Genomic DNA, 16,713 nt, shown 5'->3' with positions numbered 1-16,713 from the left:
ACCCGCCACCCCTAGGATGGACACTATGCCGCCCGCCTCCGCCGCCTCCCTGCTGTGCCCGGTCTGCCGGAACCGCCTCGGATTCAACGGCGACGGCGGCCGCACCCTTGGGTGCCCGGCCGGCCACCGCTTTGACGCGGCGAAACAGGGGTACTTCAACTTCCTCGTCGGTAAAGGCACCGTTTTCGAGGCGGACACGGCCGAGATGGTCGCGGCACGGTTCGACTTCCTCTCCGCCGGCCACTACCGTCCGCTCGCCGCGGCCGTGGCGGACCTGGCGGTCCCGGCCCTCGCCGGCGGAACCCCTGAAACGCCGGGGACGGTGCTGGACGCCGGAACCGGGACCGGCCACTACCTCCGGGCCCTGCTGGACCGGGCGGCACTGGACCGGACACCCGCCGGGGCGATCGGCCTGGACATCTCGAAGTTCGCGCTCCGCCGGGCCGCGAAGCTGAACCCGGAGGCCATCAACCTTGTCGGGGACGTGTGGCAGCCACTGCCGGTCGCCGATGACGCCGTCGACGTCGTCACCGTGGTCTTCGCGCCGCGCAACGCGGCAGAGTTCGCCCGGGTGCTCCGCCCGGGCGGGCGGCTGGTAGTGGTCACTCCCCGGCCGGGCCACCTCGAGGAAGTGGCAGCCCAGGCAGGCATGCTCGGGATCGAACCGGCGAAAGACGAGAGGCTCGCGGCCTCGCTCGCGGGACACTTTTCGGCGCTCTCCGCCGAGAACCTGGACGTGCCGCTCCTGCTGTCCCCCGGGGACGTCGCCCGGCTGGCGCTCATGGGTCCCGCCGGACACCATCTGGACCGCGGAGCGCTGGCGTCCCTCGCAGCCGGGCTCCCGCCGCGGACCGCCGTGTCGGCACGGTTCCGGCTGAGCGTTTTCGAGCCGCTCCGCTAGTGGCGCCAGCAGTGCCCACGGCGTGCCCGCAGGTAACGACTTGGCCACTTTCGCCACCTGCCTTCACCGGCCCTCCGCAGGCCTTGCCGTTCGGCTTAGGATGGAATCACAGTGACTGAGGGTCTGCAGCTGCAGCCCGAGGGGCGAAGGGGGAAAAGATGCTCGAATGGCTAGCCGAAAACTGGTGGGCGCTGTGGCTCACGGTGTTCCTGGTGTTTGCCGTGGTGGAGATGATCACCCTCGACCTGTTCTTCATCATGCTCGGAGGCGGTGCTCTCGCCGGACTGGTAGCGGCCCTCGCCGGCGCGGACCTTGGTCTGCAGGTCGTGGCCTTCTGCGTCGTTTCCCTCCTGATGATCGGCTTCGTCCGGCCCGTCGCGCTCAAGCACCTGCACAAAGGCCCGGCCGACCGCCGAAGCAATGTCGAGCGGCTGATCGGCGAATCCGCCCTGGTCATGGAGCCGGTGACAGCAACCGGCGGCCTGGTCAAAATTGGCGGCGACGTCTGGAGCGCCCGCTCCGAAACCGGCGTCCTGGCACCCGGGCAGCACGCGATTGTCAGCGCGATCGACGGCGCCACGGCCGTCGTCGCCCCGCAGCCGGAAACCGCCATCCAGTAGCACCCGCACGACTTCCGGCGGCCGCCACCGGCACCGGGCACGCGGCGGGAAACCGCCGCACACCATGGCAAGACCAAACTGGGGAATAGGTGATGTATGGATATCGCAGTCGCAATCGTGCTGCTGGTTCTCGTTGCGTTCGTAATAATCGTGCTCGTCCGGGCGGTGCGGATTGTCCCGCAGGCCCGCGCCGGCGTCGTCGAACGGCTGGGCAAGTACCAGCGAACGCTGAACCCCGGCCTCACGATCCTGATCCCGTTCGTGGACCGGCTGCTGCCGCTGCTTGACCTGCGTGAACAGGTAGTCTCCTTCCCGCCGCAGCCGGTGATCACCGAGGACAACCTCGTGGTCTCAATCGACACGGTGGTCTACTTCCAGGTCACCGATGCGCGGGCGGCCACGTACGAGATCGCCAACTACATCCAGGCGGTCGAACAGCTCACCACCACGACGCTCCGCAACGTCGTCGGCGGACTGAACCTCGAAGAGGCGCTGACCTCGCGTGACCAGATCAACGGGCAGCTCCGCGGCGTCCTGGACGAAGCGACCGGCCGTTGGGGCATCCGGGTCTCCCGGGTGGAGCTCAAGGCGATCGATCCGCCCCACTCCATTCAGGACTCGATGGAGAAGCAGATGCGCGCCGAGCGTGACCGCCGCGCCGCGATCCTGACCGCGGAAGGCACCAAGCAGTCCGCCATCCTCACCGCCGAGGGCCAGCGGCAGTCCTCGATCCTGAAGGCCGAAGGCGACGCGAAGGCCGCGATCCTCCGGGCCGACGGCGAGGCCCAGGCCATCCAGAAGGTCTTCGACGCGATCCACAAGGGCAACCCTGACCAGAAGCTCCTCGCCTACCAGTACCTGCAGACGCTTCCGAAGATCGCCGAAGGTTCCGCCAACAAGCTGTGGATCATCCCGAGCGAAGTCGGCGAAGCCCTCAAGGGCATCGGCAACGCGCTCGGCGGCAGCAAGGACGGGCAGTTCAATGACGGGCTGTTCGGCCCCGATTCCGACGCCGCGAAGGAACCGGCTGCTACCCGCCCGGCTGCGCCCGCCGCCGGTCCGGCGGCAGGGCCGGCCGCCGGTGTCCCGGGCCACCCGGAGGCCTAGGCGCTTCAACTGACGGGGAGGCATCCGCGCGGCGGGTGCCTCCCCGTTGCGTTGCGCGGAGCCCCGCCCCAGCCCTGCAGGCTTTACCCGGGGTGCCCTGTTCCCGTATACTTGAATATTTGTCCGGCCGGTTCAGTCCGTCGGAACAATTAAGCTTCGCTAAGCGTTTTATCCAGTGACGATTCAGCCGGTTTGGATCCTGTGGGACGGCGCAATGCAAACAGTAGTCCGGCGCGGCCTCACAGCCCCCGGCTAACGCAGGGCATGACCCTGCGAACCGAATAGAGGGAGAAAAGATGAGCGATCGCAGCCTGCGGGGTATGCGCCTTGGCGCACAGAGCATGGAGACTGAATCCGGTGTCGAACCGGCTCCGCGCCAGCGGGTCGAGTACCGCTGCGCGGACGGCGAGCAGGTATTCGTGACCTTCTCCTCCGAAGCGGAGATCCCCCCGTTGTGGGTATCCAAGACCGGCAAGGAAGCCCTGCTCGTCGACGGCGAACGTCCGGTGAACCCCAACGAGAAGGCAGTCCGCACGCACTGGGACATGCTCCTGGAACGCCGGTCGCTGCCCGAACTCGAGCAGATCCTCGAAGACCGTCTCACGATCCTGCGTGAACGCCGCGGCGAACGGCGCTCTGCCTAAACAGCCCCGGTACCCGCCGTATCAAGCCCCGCGGGGTCACGTACGGCCCATCCTGAGGCATCGGATGGGCTGGAAGTGACTCCGCGTTGATTTGGAAAGGGCCGGCCACGCAGCGTCATTGACGATGTGTGACCGGCCCTTTGCTTTGCCCTGCGGGGGCAAGGCTGTCTCTGGAGACCCTACTTGGCGGTTTTTTTGCCGGGGAGCTTTCCGGCGAGCGTGTTCCAGCGGGCGGTGAGGCCCCATTTGGTGACATTGACCATGGCTTCGACTACGATGTTGCCGCTCATCTTTGAGTCGCCCAGCTCGCGCTCCACGAATGTGATGGGGCGTTCGACGATCGTCAGCCCCAGCTTGGCGACGCGCCAGGCCAGGTCCACCTGGAAGCCGTAGCCGACTGAGTCGACGGTGTTCAGGTCCAGTTTCTCCAGGGTGCTCCGGCGGAACGCCCGGAAACCGCCGGTGACGTCCTTGATCTTCATGCCCAGCATGATCCGGGCATAGGTGCTGCCCACGCGGGAGATCGCCTGGCGGTACAGCGGCCAGTTGACGACGCTGCCGCCAGGCACCCAGCGCGAGCCCATGGCAAGGTCGGCACCCTGCTCCACGGCCTCGAGCAACTGGGGAAGCTGCTCCGGCTGGTGCGAGCCGTCGGCGTCCATCTCAACGAGGACGTCGTAACCGGCGTCGAGGCCCCACTTGAAACCGGCGATGTAGGCTGCGCCGAGGCCGGCCTTGCCGGCACGGTGCAGGACGTGGACCTGGCTGTCCTCAGCGGCGAAACGGTCCGCCAGCTGCCCGGTGCCGTCGGGGCTGTTGTCGTCGACAACCAGGACATCGGAGCCGGGCACAGCCGTGCGCAGCCGCCCGAGGGTCTTGGGCAACGATTCCAGCTCGTTGTAGGTCGGGATGATCGTGAGGACACGCACAGCGGGGCCTTTCCTTGGAGGGAGCGGTCGAGAGCCGGGCGGTCAGTGCTTAGCTGACACCAGGCGCAACTCTCCATTATAGGGAGTCGCCGGGGCCGCTGGGGCCGATGCCGGTCCCCGGGGATCTCCCCGGGCAGGTCCACCCGCCTCGGGCCAGTTGCGGCAGGGCGCGAAAAGCGCCGCCGGAACCGTTTTCTGCTGCGAGATGGACCCGCCCCTGGGGAGTACCCCTGGCCATGACCGAAGAAGCTGCCGTGCTGGCGGCAACCTGGAACTGACCGGGGACGTCCGGAGTCTGCGGCGTACACAACCCTCCGTTGCCCCTCAATGCTACGGGGCGGCCCTGATCTGTCAACCGCGCCGTGACCTGCCGTTTCGTCCGTCATCGCAGGTCAGGGCCGCCTTGTGGCCGGTGAAGTTTCGGGCCGGGCCGGGGGCAGCGAGCCGGCCGTCAGCCCCGGAGCGAGCCGCTGGCAAACAGCTCCCGACCGTCCCTGACGGTCTGGAGACACACCGGCTCGGCATCGGTGTCCAGTGCCGGCAGCAGCGGCGTCCGCGCCCGGGGGTCCGTGCTCCAGGACTGGACCCGGCCGTCGGCCACCTGGACCATCAGTTCCTCGACCCGCCACACCGCGAAGCTGGCGGGCGCGCCAGGTACCAGCTGGCCGGCCATCGGGTTCCGGTACCGGGCAGCACGCCAGCCGGCGCGTGTGTGGCCGAGGAACGCGGCGCGGGCGGAGATCCGTTCCGCGGGGGTGCTGTGCTGCAGGCAGGCCCGGACGCTGGCCCAGGGCCGCAACGGCGTAACCGGGCTGTCACTGCCGAAGCAGATCGGGACGCCGGCGGCGTAGAACGAGGCAAAGGGGTTCATGCCGCTGCGCCGGGATCCCAAGCGCTGCTGGTACAGTCCGTCCGCTGCGCCCCAGGCCGCATCGAAGCCGGGCTGGACGCTGACCGTCACGGAATAGTTGGCCAGCCTGCGGATGGACTCCGCATCCGCGAGCTCGACATGTTCCAAGCGGTGGCCCGCGGCGCGGACCTTCTGCTCCCCGACGTCAGCCGCCGCCTGGTCCAGCGCGTCCAGCGCGGCGTCGAGGCCGGCGTCACCGATGACGTGGAAGCCTGCCTGGATCCCCAGCAGCGAGCACGCCGCGAGGTGGGCCGCAGCCTCCGCGGACGAGAGGTACAGGCTGCCCCGCTCCCCCGCGGCGTCGCTGTAGTCTTCCCGCAGGGCCGCGGTCCGCGAACCGATCGAGCCGTCGATGTTCAGGTCCCCCGCCAGCCCAAGCACGGGCACGCCCAGTCGGTCCAGGATGGACTGGGCATGTTCCGTCGAGCTGGCCAGCTCACCCCAGTACGGCAGGACCTCCGGAACCGCGTCCGGGCCGGTGTTCCAGGCGGCGGCGAGCTGGAGGTCCTCGATGCTGCCGATGTGCGGGGCTGCCATTTCCGCCAGCGCCACGTAGCCGTTGGCTGCCGCCTCCGCGAGGGCCCGCTGCTGGTAGCCGCGGAGCGCCGCGGCGGGCAATTGGCGCGCCGCCAGCCGGGCTGAGGTGTGCGCGTCCCGCTTGACCTGGCTGCCCGCTCCGGAGCCGCCGGTGTCGTTGAGGCCGGTGTCGTTGAGGCCGGCGGCCGCCGCCAGCGAGGAGGAAACAAGCGCCGAGTGCACGTCAATGCGGGAGAGGTAGACCTTACGCCCGCCGGCGGCGCGTTCGAGCTCCTCGCGCGTGGGCAGCGCGGAGTCCGCCCACTGGGTCTCGTCCCAGCCATGGCCCAGCACGGTGCCGCCTGCGCTGGACGCGGAGACGCAGAAGCCGGCCACGGCGTCGAGCAGTTCCCGGGCAGAGCGGACCCCGCCGAGCTGCAGCGAGTCCAGGGCGATTCCTGTTTCGGTGAGATGGACATGGGAATCGACGAAGCCGGGGGCGAGGAGCGCGCCGTGCAGGTCGATGACCTCCATCGAGGCGTCGGCGATCGAGGTGGCCGCCTGCTCGGAGCCGACCCAGGCGACGGTGTCGCCGTCAACCAGGATCGCCGTCGCAAAGGGATCGGCGGCGGTGTAGACGGAGCCGTTCCGGTACAGCGTTACCTTGTGCGGTGCGGGCGTGGCCGGTGAATCGGTCATGGGTCGGGGACTCCTTGTTACTGGTGACCGGCGCGGGCCGGACGTGTTCGACGAGGGGAGGTACCGGCCGAAGGGCCGGCCGCGGCGGTCAGGCCACAGAGGAATACGCGACTACGCCGCGCTTGATGAGTTTGATCGCGTCCCCGCACAGCCGCGAGACCCTCGGGTCCAGCGACGGGATCTTTGCGAGCTGGTCGAGCAGGTCGATGACCTGTTTGACCCAGCGGACGAAGTCGCCGGCGGCCAGGTCCGTGCCGCTGAGGACGTCCTGCAGGTGCCGGCCCTTGGCCCACTTGAAAACCGGCCAGACCAGGCCGAGTTCCGGTTCACCGGTCAGGGGCAGCTTGCTGGCCTCCTCGACGTCCTCCAGGGCGGACCATTCGTGCACCACAACGTCGACGGCGGATTCCAATGACACGCTCGGCATCTTGGGCCGGAGCCCGCGGTCCTCACGTTTGGCCTGGTAGACCAGGACGCTGGCCAGGGCGGCGACCTCGGCGGCGTCAAGGTCGTTGAAGGCGCCCAGGCGCAGGGACTGGGAAATCAGCAGGTCCTTTTCGCCGTAGATCCGGCGCAGCCGCTGCCCGTCGGGGCTGATGGTGAGTGCCCCGGCGTCGGAGGTTTCCAGGTAGCCGTAGCTGGACAGGACACCGCAGACCCGGTCGAAGGTCCTGGCGATGGTGTTGGTGCGGCCCTGGATCTGGCGTACCAGCCCGTCGGTCTCCTGGCGGAGTTTCCAGTAGCGCTCGGACCAGCGCGCGTGGTCCTCGCGTTCGCTGCAGCCATGGCACGGGTGCGCGCGGAGTTCCCGGCGGAGCTCGGCGATCTTCTTCTCCTGGTCCGGCAGGGCGGCGGCGCGGCCAAAGTCATCGTTCCGGCTCGGCTGCGCGGGGGGCCGGTTTTCCCGGAGGGCGTTCCGGACCGAGGACGCCAGGTCGCGCCGGGACTTGGGCACCTTGGCGTTGAAGGATTTCGGGATCCGGACCCGGGTGATGGGAGCAAGCGGCCCTTCCACGTCCTGGGTCCCGATCCGCCGCAGCTGGTTGTCCAGGGTCATCACGGCGGGCCGCGGTTCGCGGGAGTGGTGGTCGGAGCTGAGGACGACGGCGAGTCCGGGCGCCCGGCCGGTGGGCACATCCACCACGTCTCCGGGGAGCAGCCGGCTCAGGGAGTCCTCCGTCACGGATTTCCTGGCCCGGGAGCTGGTCTGGGAGGCGTTTTTCTCGGCGTCCGAGAGTGCCCGCCGGATCCGGGAGTAGTCGGTGAAGTCGCCCAAGTGGCAGTTCATCGCCTTGCTGAAGCCGGCCAGGGATTCCTCCCGGCTGCGGACCTGTCTGGCCAGCCCGACGACGGAGCGGTCGGCCTGGAACTGCGCGAAGGAGGACTCGAGGATTTCCCGGGCCCGGGGCCGGCCGAATTGCGCCAGCAGGTTGATCGACATGTTGTAGGTGGGCCGGAAGCTGGAGTTCAGCGGGTAGGTGCGGCGCGAGGCGAGGCCGGCGACGGACGCCGGGTCCGTGCCGGGCTGCCAGAGGACGACGGCATGGCCCTCGACGTCGATTCCGCGGCGGCCCGCGCGCCCGGTCAGCTGGGTGTACTCCCCCGCGGTGATGTTGACGTGCGCTTCCCCGTTGAACTTCTCGAGCTTCTCCAGCACCACCGAGCGGGCCGGCATGTTGACGCCGAGCGCCAGGGTTTCGGTGGCGAAGACGGCCTTGACGAGCCCGTCGACGAAGAGCTTTTCGACGACTTCCTTGAAGGTGGGCAGCATGCCGGCATGGTGGGCGGCCAGTCCGCGGAGCAGCCCGTCGCGCCAGCTCCAGAAACCGAGCACGTCCAGGTCGTCGGAGGGGATGTCCTGGGCGGCCTCGTCGACGCGCCGGGCAATGATGAGCTGTTCCTGCTCCGTGGTCAGCCAGAGACCGGCAGCAACGCACTGTGCCACCGCGGCGTCGCAGCCTGCACGGGAAAAGATGAAGGTGATGGCCGGCAACAGGTCCTGCCGGTCCAGGCTGGCGATGACCTGGGGGCGGCTGGCCTTCCGGACCGGGCTGCGGGGGCCGCCCTGGGGTGCGTCGTCGCGCTGGTTCCGCTGGCGCCGGACGCTGCGGCCGCTCTGGCCGAAGCGTCCGCGGAAGTTCATCTGGCTCTCGGCGCGGGCCATGGAAAGCAGCTCGGGGTTGACCTCGAAGCCGGGGCGGGCAGTCAGGTCGGCGGTGTCCGCGGTCGCGGTCACCGCGGCGGACTCACCGGCGGGGGCGATCTCATCGAAGCTGGTGTCACCGGCGAAGAGATCCACGATCTTCCGTCCCACCATCACGTGCTGCCACAGCGGCACCGGCCGGTGCTCGGACACAATGACGTCGGTCTGGCCGCGCACCGTGTCCAGCCAGGCGCCGAACTCCTCCGCGTTGGAGACAGTGGCGCTGAGCGAGGCGACCTGGACTTCGCTGGGCAGGTGGATGATGACCTCTTCCCAGACGGCGCCACGGAAGCGGTCCGCGAGGTAGTGCACCTCGTCCATCACGACGTAGCCGAGGTCTGCCAGGGTGCTGGAGTCGGCGTAGAGCATGTTGCGCAGCACCTCGGTGGTCATCACCACCACCGGGGCGTCGCCGTTGATGCTGGTGTCGCCGGTCAGCAGCCCCACGCGGTCGGCACCGTACTTGTCCGCGAGTTCCGAGTACTTCTGGTTGGACAGGGCCTTGATCGGGGTGGTGTAGAAGGCCTTGAGCCCGCGCTGGAGCGCCAGGTAGATGGCGAACTCCCCCACGATGGTCTTGCCGGCACCCGTGGGGGCGGCGACCAGGACCCCGCGGCCGGCCTGCAGGGACAGGCACGCTTCGCGCTGGAAGTCGTCGAGTTCGAAGGCGAGCGAACGGATGAAGCCGCCCAGATAGGTTTTGGCTTCTGCGGCCCGCTCGACGCTGGCCCGGTAGCGTTCAGACGGCGATTCCGGCCCGGGGATAGAAGACATGGTTCCAGCCTAGTGCGCCAGGGGCTAGAGATTCTCCAGCTCGGAACTGGGAGTCGCCCGGTCCGCGGTCGCTTCGGTCTCCGCGGCCCGCTTGACGGCGCGCCGTTCCCGCCGGCGGTCGTTGAGCAGGCACAGTCCGATGGCGGCGAAGAACAGGAGCAGCATGGGGCCGGCAAGATAGAACATGCTCATCGCGTCGGCTCCGGGCGCGGCCATGGCGGCAAAGAGGCAGACCAGGAACACCGTGATGCGCCAGCTCTTGACGAGCTGCTTGCCCTTGATGACGCCCGCCAGGTTCAGCCCGACGAGGACCACCGGCAGCAGGAATGCGATGCCGAAGGCCAGCAGGAGCCGCAGCACAAACGACAGATACACCTGGGCGCTGATGAAGTTGGAGCCCCCGGAGGGGGTGAAATCAGTCAGTACCCGGACCGCGTTCGGAAGGACCAGCCAGGCCAGCAGGACGCCGCCCACAAACAGCGGAACGGCTGCCGCCACGAAGGACAGCGCCATCCGGCGTTCCTTCTTGTGCAGGCCAGGGACGATGAATGCCCACAGCTGGTACAGCCAGACCGGGCTGGCCACGATCAGGCCCAGGAAGACGGAAACCTGGATCATAAGGTCAAAAGAGCTGGCCACACCATCGAAGTTCAGCGTCGCCTGCCGGCCCTCGTGTTCATTAAGATCAGCGATCGGTTTGATCAGCGCCGCAAGCATGGGCTGGTAAACGAGGAACCCGACGACGGTCCCCAGGACGACGGCGATCGCGGACTTGAAGAGACGGTTCCGCAGCTCTTTTAGGTGATCGAGGAGCGCCATCCTCCCCTCGGGGTTCGACCGGTGGCCCATGGTTACTGCCACGCGGTGTTAGGCGCGGTTCGGCGGCGGAACGTCGGTTCCGTCTCCGGTGCGGGTTTCCGTGCCGGTGGACTTCGGGTGGTTGACGACCCGGCCTTCGACGGGCTCAGAGCCGTCTGCGGTGTCCGTGGCGCCGTCCTTCTTCATCTCCCGGACTTCCGACTTGAAGATGCGCATCGACTGGCCAAGGCTGCGGGCCATGCCGGGCAGCTTGGGTGCAGCAAAAAGCACCAGCGCCAGAACGATGATGATGATGAGATGCCAGCCTTCAAGCCTCATAACGGGAGGTCCTTTCGTTTGAATACATCCTACGTCTAACTCAATTCGATGTCGTGCAGCCGCTGGGGCTGCCCGCGGTCCCGCTTGCGCTGGACGCGGCGACGGCGGCGGGATTCCTGGCGGGCGATTTTGGCCGCGCGGTAGTCATGCCCCATCTGTACGGGAGAGGCGAAAACGGCGGATCCGGGTCCTACGCGCGGACCGGATCCGTCCCCCGCATCGTCGCCGTCCGAGCCTATGCGGCCCGGATGAACACCGGCTGAACCGGAGGTGGCCGGGCCGGCCGGCAACGTGGAAAACCGCCTCCCGGCTTCGCCGAGTTCCTTAACCGTGGCCATGAACTTCCGGAACAACCGGGCGCCGAGCACAACAAAGAACAACAGTGACAGCGCAACGAGCGCTATCCAGATCACGATCCAGGACCACCAAGGCATGCTGAGTAGTCTAGCCGCCGCACTGGCTAGTCTTCATAATTGGCCAGGCCGGCGGCCAGCCATTCGCGGGAAGCTTCCGCCAGCTCCTCGGGCTGCAGGATCCGGGCCGTCCCGCCGTGCTGGGCCACGAACATCGGCAGCCAGGCGGTGCTGCCGAAGCGGATTTCGGCGAGCAGACCGCCGCCGGGAAGTTCCGCCGTCCGCTCCGCGTAGTACTCATCGGCCAGGCCGGTGCCGCGGCGGGTCAGTTCAACCACCACCACGGTGTCGTCGTCGTTCGGGGTGAAGAGCTTGACGGGGAAACTGCCGCCCGGCGCCGCCGTCTCCGAGACGGGCAGGCCCGTGCTTTCCAGTGCTTCGATCCGGTCCAGCCGGAAGTTGCGCAGCCCCAGCGCGGAATGGCAGTAGGCCTCGAGGTACCAGGTGTTGTCCAGCGAGTAGAGCCGCAGCGGATCGATGCTGCGTTCGGAGACTGTGTCCAGCAGTGGCGAGAAGTAGCGCAGCCGCAGCTGGGTGCCGGTCCGGATGGCTTCGCGCGCCGTTTCCAGCGCCGCGGAATTCCCGGGCCCCACTTCGGGACCGGACAGAGCGGCCGCTTTGAGGCCCTCCTCCCCCGCCGCTGCCATGAGTTTGAGCGTGACGGATTCCAGGGCGCTGCCCTCGGCCAGCTCGGGCAGGCCGTTGAGCGTCTCCAGCCCCGTCAGCAGGGCGCAGGCCTCCTCCACGGTGAAACGGACGGGCCGGTTCAGGTCGAGGTGCTCGGAGATCGTGACGTGGTCGTCATCCCACTGGATGTCCAGCAGGTCGTCCGGGTAGCCCTCGGGCAGGCCGGAGCAGATCAGGATCCGCAGGTCCGCTTCCAGTTCCTGGCGGGTGATCCCGAATTTCTGCGCCACGTCGCTGATGTGCAGGCCCTGGTTGTGCACCAGGAACGGCACCAGCTGGAGCATCCGGCTCAGCTGGTCCTCGGAAGTGCGTTTGCGGCCGTGCCGGGGCTTCCCCGGGGAAAAAGCGGGCGCAAGGGAAGAGACCGCCGGGAAAGCGGCAGCCGGGGAGGAGACCGCCGGGAAAGCGACCGGCGGAACGGGCGCCACGGCGAAGTCGGCCGCGGCGGCCAGGCGGCGCCGCACGGAGCTGACGAGTTCGGGCGGGGACACCGCGACAGCCAGGGGACCGTAGGAGGCGAGTTCCTCGGCGAGCGTCTCGATGTCCCGGAACGGCACGCTGAGACGGTCCCGGCCCGTGCCGGGCATCACGGCGCCGGATTCGGCGCCGGTTTCGGCGGCGGGGCCGGGGAGGGCGCGTTTGCGGAGTCCGCGGAGCCTGCCGGGCTGGACATCAACGGCGGCTGTCCAAACCGGCAGCTCCTCGAGTCGGGCCAGTTCTGCACGCATGTTGAAGCCCGCCGGCGGGGTGAAACGCTCCTTCTCCAGGACGGTCACGGCGGACGTGAGGCGGGAGAGGCGGAAGAAGCGCTTCTCCCCCCGGGCCCTGTCGTGGGCCACGAGGTACCACTGGCCGAAGCGGCTGCCGAGCCCCCAGGGTTCCACCAGCCGTTCCTCTTCCCTGCCGGTGCTGCCGGCGAGGTAGCGGAAACTGACGGGGTGCTGGGCGTGCATGGCTGCGACGAGATCCTCGAACGCCTGTCCCGCGGGGCGGATCCGCGGCTGGACCCCGGCGGGGAGTTCGGCGTCGACCAGGCCGCCGGAGGCCTGCAGCTTGCGCACCGCGTTGAGCGCGGCGGAGCCCAGGGCGGCGTGCTCCCAGAGTTGGGCCGCGAGCATGAGCACGGTGCACTCTGCCGGGGTGAGGCTGACGTCCGGAAGCCGGTTGGAGTCCTTGCCGATCCGGTAGCGGGTGGTGGCCGGATCATCCGAACCCCAGCCCTTGTCCGTGACGGTCTCGACGTCGAAGCCGAACCGCCGCAGCTCCCCCTTGTCGCGTTCGAACATCCGGCCGAAGGCGACGTCGGTGCTGCTGGTGTCGTGGTAGACCTTCTCGCGCAGTTCACTGCGGCGCAGGCCGTAGGTGGTGTTGAGCAGGGCAATGAGCAGATTCAGGAGGCGTTCGGTACGGGAGGCTGACACCCCGCAAGGGTACTAAAGTCTCCGCCCGAAACCGACAAAAGCGCGGCAACAGCCGGGAGAACTTTCCCGATTGTTACCGCGCTTCGTGATGCAGGACGGCGTCCGGTCAGGACGGCCGCGGGTGGTTCCGCTGAGTGGGCCCACGCCGGCGAGGGCCCCGGCCCGAGCTTGCGAGGGCAGGGAGCCGGTGGTGACTAGCGGACGGCGACGAGGTCGACGACGAAGATCAGGGCCTCGTTGGGGCCGATCGCGCCGCCGGCGCCGCGCGGGCCGTAGGCCAGCTCGGAGGGGATTTCAAGCCGGCGGCGGCCGCCGACCTTCATGCCCAGCAGGCCCTGGTCCCAGCCCTGGATGACCTGGCCGACGCCGACGCGGAAGTCGAGCGGCGCGCCGCGGCCCCAGGAAGCGTCGAACTCTTCGCCGGTGGACCAGGCCACGCCGACGTAGTGGGTGGAGACGGTGTCGCCGGCCTTGGCTTCGGCGCCGTCGCCCTCGATGAGGTCGGTAATGACCAGTTCGGTGGGCACGGCGCCCTCCGGGAAGTCAATTTCCGGCTTCTGGCGGTCAATGTTGCGCTGTCCAAATGACATGGTTGCTCCTTCTAGCGTGGTGGGGGGTAATGCGGGTGTGGTGGTTACTTGACGCCGAGGATGTCGACGACGAAGACGAGGTCGCCCTTCGCCTCGCCCTGGCCTTCATCGCCGTACGCGAGGTCCTTGGGGATGACCAGGAGGACACGGGAGCCGACCGTCTTGCCGGTCAGGCCCTGGGTCCAGCCCTTGATGACGCCGGTGAGCGGGAAGGTGGCCTTCTCGCCGCGGTCGAAGCTGGAGTCGAAGACCTTGCCGCCTTCCAGTGCCACACCGACGTAGTTCACGGTGAGGGTGTCGGTTTCCTTGACCTCGGGGCCGGTGCCCTTGATGAGGTCCTGGGTCACGAGGGCGGTCGGGGCGGCGACGCCTTCGACGGAGATCTCCGGGATGCCCTTGTCATTGTCCTTGACGGTCGGCAGGCCGGCCGGCGGGGTGACCGTTTCGCCCTCGGGCTTGTCCAGGACCTTGGGTGCGTCCTTGGCGGAGAGCACCTTGACGACGAGGAGCTGGGTGGGCTGCGCCTCGGCGCCTTCAGCGCCTGCCGCGCCGGGAACGGCCAAGGCGAGGTGCGTGCCGATCTTGGCGCCAACGAAGGCGTTGTAGATGACGGGGCTTTCGGTCTTGAGGGCGTCGGTGAGTTCGAGGTCCTCCGGCTCTCCCGGGAAGGTGTCCTCCAGGGTGGAGCCGTCTTTGCCGCTCAGGGCAACGATGGAGATCGAGGCGATCTGGTTGGCTTTGACCCGGTCGCCTTCACCTTCCATGACCACCTTGACGGTGGGTTCCGTGACCTCAAGGGGCTTGGTGAATTCAACACCTGGGGCCTTCTTGTCGCCGTTCTCCGTCAGCTTAAGGGAGTCCAGCTTGGCGGTCTCGCCGGCGGACTGGCTGGTGGGTTCCGGGGCGGCTGGTTCGCCGCCGCCGCAGGCGGTCAGCAGCAGCAGTCCGGGAAGAAGAATTGCTAGTAGTCGGCGCACTTAAGAACTTTCGTCGGGGCAGGATGGACGCCTCGCCGGGCAAGTGCCAGCGGCAAAGCAAGCGTTGGCCGCGAACGGCACCCCTCCAGAATAACGTGGAAAGCTGGGTATCAGCCCATAGAGTCCAGCAGGGCATCCACCCTCTCGTCCACACTGCGGAACGGGTCCTTGCAGAGAAGGGTCTGGTGGGCGCGGTCGTTGAGCTTCAGGTGCACCCAGTCCACGGTGTAGTCGCGGCCCAGTTCCTGCGCCCGCCGGACGAAATCGCCGCGGAGCTTCGCGCGGGTCGTCTGTGGCGGGGCGTCCACCGCATCCTTGACCGCGGTGTCATCGACCACGCGGCGCACGGCACCGCGGGACTGGAGCAGGTAGTAGAGTCCGCGGGTCCGGGAGATGTCGTGATAGGTCAGGTCCAGCTGGGCAATCCGGGGCGCGTCGAGGCCCAGGTTGTGCCGTTCGCGGTAGTTGTCCATGAGCTTTTTCTTGATCGCCCAGTCCACTTCGGTGTCGATCCTGCTGGTGTCGCCGCTCTCGATCGCATCGAGGGTGCGTTCCCAGAGGTCCAGGATCAGCGGTACGTGGGGGTTGTGGGCGCCCTGTTCCGCGACGAAGGCCGTGACCTTGCCCAGGTATTCGCGCTGGATTTCCAGGGCGGTGAGCTGCCGGCCGTTGGCGAGCCGGACCAGCGCGCGGCCGCTGAGGTCATGGGAGATTTCCCGGATGCTGCGGATCGGGTTCTCCATCCGCATGTCGCGCATGATGACCCCGGCTTCGATCATCCGCAGGATCAGGTCCACGGTTCCAACCTTGAGCAGCGCCGTGGTTTCGGACATGTTGGAGTCGCCTACGATCACGTGCAGCCGGCGGTAGAACTCGGCATCGGCGTGCGGCTCGTCGCGGGTGTTGATGATCGGGCGGGACCTGGTGGTGGCGGAGGAGACGCCTTCCCAGATGTGGTCGGCCCGCTGGGAGAACGCGAAGGTGGCCCCGTGCGGGGTCTTGAGGATCTTCCCGGCACCGGCGATCAGCTGCCGGGTCACGAGGAACGGAATCAGGATTTCGGCCAGCCGGGAGAATTCGCCGCGCCGCGGGATGAGGTAGTTTTCGTGGCTACCGTAGGAGTTCCCGGCGGAGTCGGTGTTGTTCTTGAACAGGTATACGGTGCCGTTGAAGCCTTCCGCCGCGAGGCGTTCCTGCGCCTCGTCCACGAGGTCATCGAGGATGAGTTCCCCGGCCCGGTCGTGCGCGATCAGCTGGGCCAGGTCGTCGCATTCCGCGGTGGCGTATTCCGGGTGGGACCCGACGTCGAGGTAGAGCCTGGAGCCGTTGGTCAGGAAAACATTGGAGGACCTCCCCCAGCTGACCACCTTCCGGAACAGGTAACGGGCCACCTCTTCGGGGGCCAGCGGGCGTGACTCCGGGCTCGAATAGGAAATCCCGAACTCGGTTTCGATGCCGAAAATGCGCTTGTCCATTTCAGTTCTCCTCAGCCAGCAATGCCGTGATGTCTGCGTCCTCAAGCCGGCGGAACGCACGGCGGGTGCCGCGGCTGCTTTCCGAGCCGCGGTCCAGCACCGCCACCTCCACGGCCGAGGGCGGCAGGGTGGTGGTCTCCTTGTCCGCCACGAGGCCGGCCAGGGCAAGCCTGACCGCACCGGCGAAGTCCAGGGCGCCCTGCCAGCCTGCTGCGACGGCCTCGGAGACCTTGTCCGCCTGGCCGCCCATCACGATGAAGCCGTTCTCGTCGGCAATCGAGCCGTCGAAGGTCAGCCGGTAGAGGTGGTCCTCTTCCGTGGAGGACCCCACCTCGGCAACGGCCAGTTCGACTTCGAAGGGCTTCTGTTCCGCGGTGAAAACCGCCCCCAGGCTCTGTGCATAGACACTGGCGAGGCCCCTGGCCGTGACATCCTCCCGGTCGTAGGAGTAGCCGCGCACATCCGCGTACCGGACCCCGGCCTGCCGGAGGCTTTCGAACTCGTTGTACTTGCCCACGGCTGCGAAGGCAATCTTGTCGTAGATCTCGCCGATCTTATGCAGTGACGGCGAAGGGTTCTCGGCCACGAGGGCAATCCCGTCGCGGCAGCTGATGACCACCACGGATCGCCCGCGTGCGATGCCCTTCCGCGCGAAGTCCGCGCGGTCCTTCATCAGTTGTTCTGGCGACACGTAGAACTGCTGGGTCATC

At 68.0% G+C, this 16,713-nt stretch carries 15 protein-coding genes; 4 read left to right on the top strand and 11 right to left on the bottom strand.

Annotation, left to right across the window (positions count from 1 at the left end):
• Positions 1 to 25 precede the first annotated feature (25 nt).
• The 4 genes from ACZYZ3_RS00795 (at position 26) to ACZYZ3_RS00780 (ending at position 3,272) form a co-directional block, all read left to right on the top strand.
• Positions 26 to 901: a methyltransferase domain-containing protein gene (locus tag ACZYZ3_RS00795; protein WP_463961965.1), complete on the top strand. Its 876-nt coding sequence runs from the start codon at positions 26 to 28 to the stop codon at positions 899 to 901.
• A gap of 158 nt (positions 902 to 1,059) precedes the next feature.
• Positions 1,060 to 1,521, top strand: coding sequence for an NfeD family protein (locus ACZYZ3_RS00790; RefSeq protein ID WP_463961964.1), 462 nt, complete (start codon positions 1,060 to 1,062; stop codon positions 1,519 to 1,521).
• Positions 1,522 to 1,617: 96 nt separating this feature from the next.
• Positions 1,618 to 2,628: an SPFH domain-containing protein gene (locus tag ACZYZ3_RS00785; protein WP_463961963.1), complete on the top strand. Its 1,011-nt coding sequence runs from the start codon at positions 1,618 to 1,620 to the stop codon at positions 2,626 to 2,628.
• A gap of 296 nt (positions 2,629 to 2,924) precedes the next feature.
• Positions 2,925 to 3,272, top strand: a complete 348-nt coding sequence (locus ACZYZ3_RS00780) for an RNA polymerase-binding protein RbpA (RefSeq protein WP_463875253.1) — start codon at positions 2,925 to 2,927, stop codon at positions 3,270 to 3,272.
• Positions 3,273 to 3,451: 179 nt separating this feature from the next.
• Here ACZYZ3_RS00780 and ACZYZ3_RS00775 read toward each other — a convergent pair whose 3' ends face one another.
• The 11 genes from ACZYZ3_RS00775 to prcA form a co-directional block, all read right to left on the bottom strand.
• On the bottom strand, positions 3,452 to 4,201 hold the full coding sequence (locus tag ACZYZ3_RS00775; protein WP_463961962.1) for a polyprenol monophosphomannose synthase: 750 nt from the start codon (positions 4,199 to 4,201) through the stop codon (positions 3,452 to 3,454).
• A 451-nt stretch (positions 4,202 to 4,652) separates the two neighbouring features.
• A complete protein-coding gene (locus tag ACZYZ3_RS00770) occupies positions 4,653 to 6,326 on the bottom strand; it encodes an amidohydrolase (RefSeq protein WP_463961961.1) in 1,674 nt (557 codons plus the stop codon).
• A gap of 88 nt (positions 6,327 to 6,414) precedes the next feature.
• Positions 6,415 to 9,303: a DEAD/DEAH box helicase gene (locus tag ACZYZ3_RS00765; RefSeq protein ID WP_463961960.1), complete on the bottom strand. Its 2,889-nt coding sequence runs from the start codon at positions 9,301 to 9,303 to the stop codon at positions 6,415 to 6,417.
• 24 nt (positions 9,304 to 9,327) lie between these two features.
• Positions 9,328 to 10,122 (bottom strand): twin-arginine translocase subunit TatC, encoded by a 795-nt coding sequence (gene tatC / locus ACZYZ3_RS00760; RefSeq protein WP_463961959.1) that lies wholly within the window; start codon positions 10,120 to 10,122, stop codon positions 9,328 to 9,330.
• Positions 10,123 to 10,170: 48 nt separating this feature from the next.
• Entirely contained in the window at positions 10,171 to 10,440 is a 270-nt protein-coding gene (tatA, locus tag ACZYZ3_RS00755; RefSeq protein WP_463961958.1) for a Sec-independent protein translocase subunit TatA, read from the bottom strand.
• A 35-nt stretch (positions 10,441 to 10,475) separates the two neighbouring features.
• Positions 10,476 to 10,874, bottom strand: a complete 399-nt coding sequence (locus ACZYZ3_RS00750) for a hypothetical protein (RefSeq protein ID WP_463961957.1) — start codon at positions 10,872 to 10,874, stop codon at positions 10,476 to 10,478.
• A 26-nt stretch (positions 10,875 to 10,900) separates the two neighbouring features.
• A complete protein-coding gene (locus tag ACZYZ3_RS00745) occupies positions 10,901 to 12,961 on the bottom strand; it encodes a helix-turn-helix transcriptional regulator (protein ID WP_463961956.1) in 2,061 nt (686 codons plus the stop codon).
• A gap of 194 nt (positions 12,962 to 13,155) precedes the next feature.
• Positions 13,156 to 13,551, bottom strand: coding sequence for an FKBP-type peptidyl-prolyl cis-trans isomerase (locus tag ACZYZ3_RS00740; protein ID WP_354170650.1), 396 nt, complete (start codon positions 13,549 to 13,551; stop codon positions 13,156 to 13,158).
• A 44-nt stretch (positions 13,552 to 13,595) separates the two neighbouring features.
• On the bottom strand, positions 13,596 to 14,528 hold the full coding sequence (locus tag ACZYZ3_RS00735; protein WP_463961955.1) for an FKBP-type peptidyl-prolyl cis-trans isomerase: 933 nt from the start codon (positions 14,526 to 14,528) through the stop codon (positions 13,596 to 13,598).
• Positions 14,529 to 14,638: 110 nt separating this feature from the next.
• Positions 14,639 to 16,003 (bottom strand): Pup--protein ligase, encoded by a 1,365-nt coding sequence (gene pafA / locus ACZYZ3_RS00730; protein ID WP_463961954.1) that lies wholly within the window; start codon positions 16,001 to 16,003, stop codon positions 14,639 to 14,641.
• 1 nt (position 16,004) lies between these two features.
• Positions 16,005 to 16,712, bottom strand: coding sequence for a proteasome subunit alpha (gene prcA, locus ACZYZ3_RS00725; protein ID WP_463961953.1), 708 nt, complete (start codon positions 16,710 to 16,712; stop codon positions 16,005 to 16,007).
• Position 16,713: the final 1 nt, after the last annotated feature.

The organism is Pseudarthrobacter linnaei (assembly GCF_055412825.1).
The sequence above is the reverse complement of the archived record's forward strand: the minus strand, read 5'-3'. Positions and strand labels throughout refer to the sequence as shown.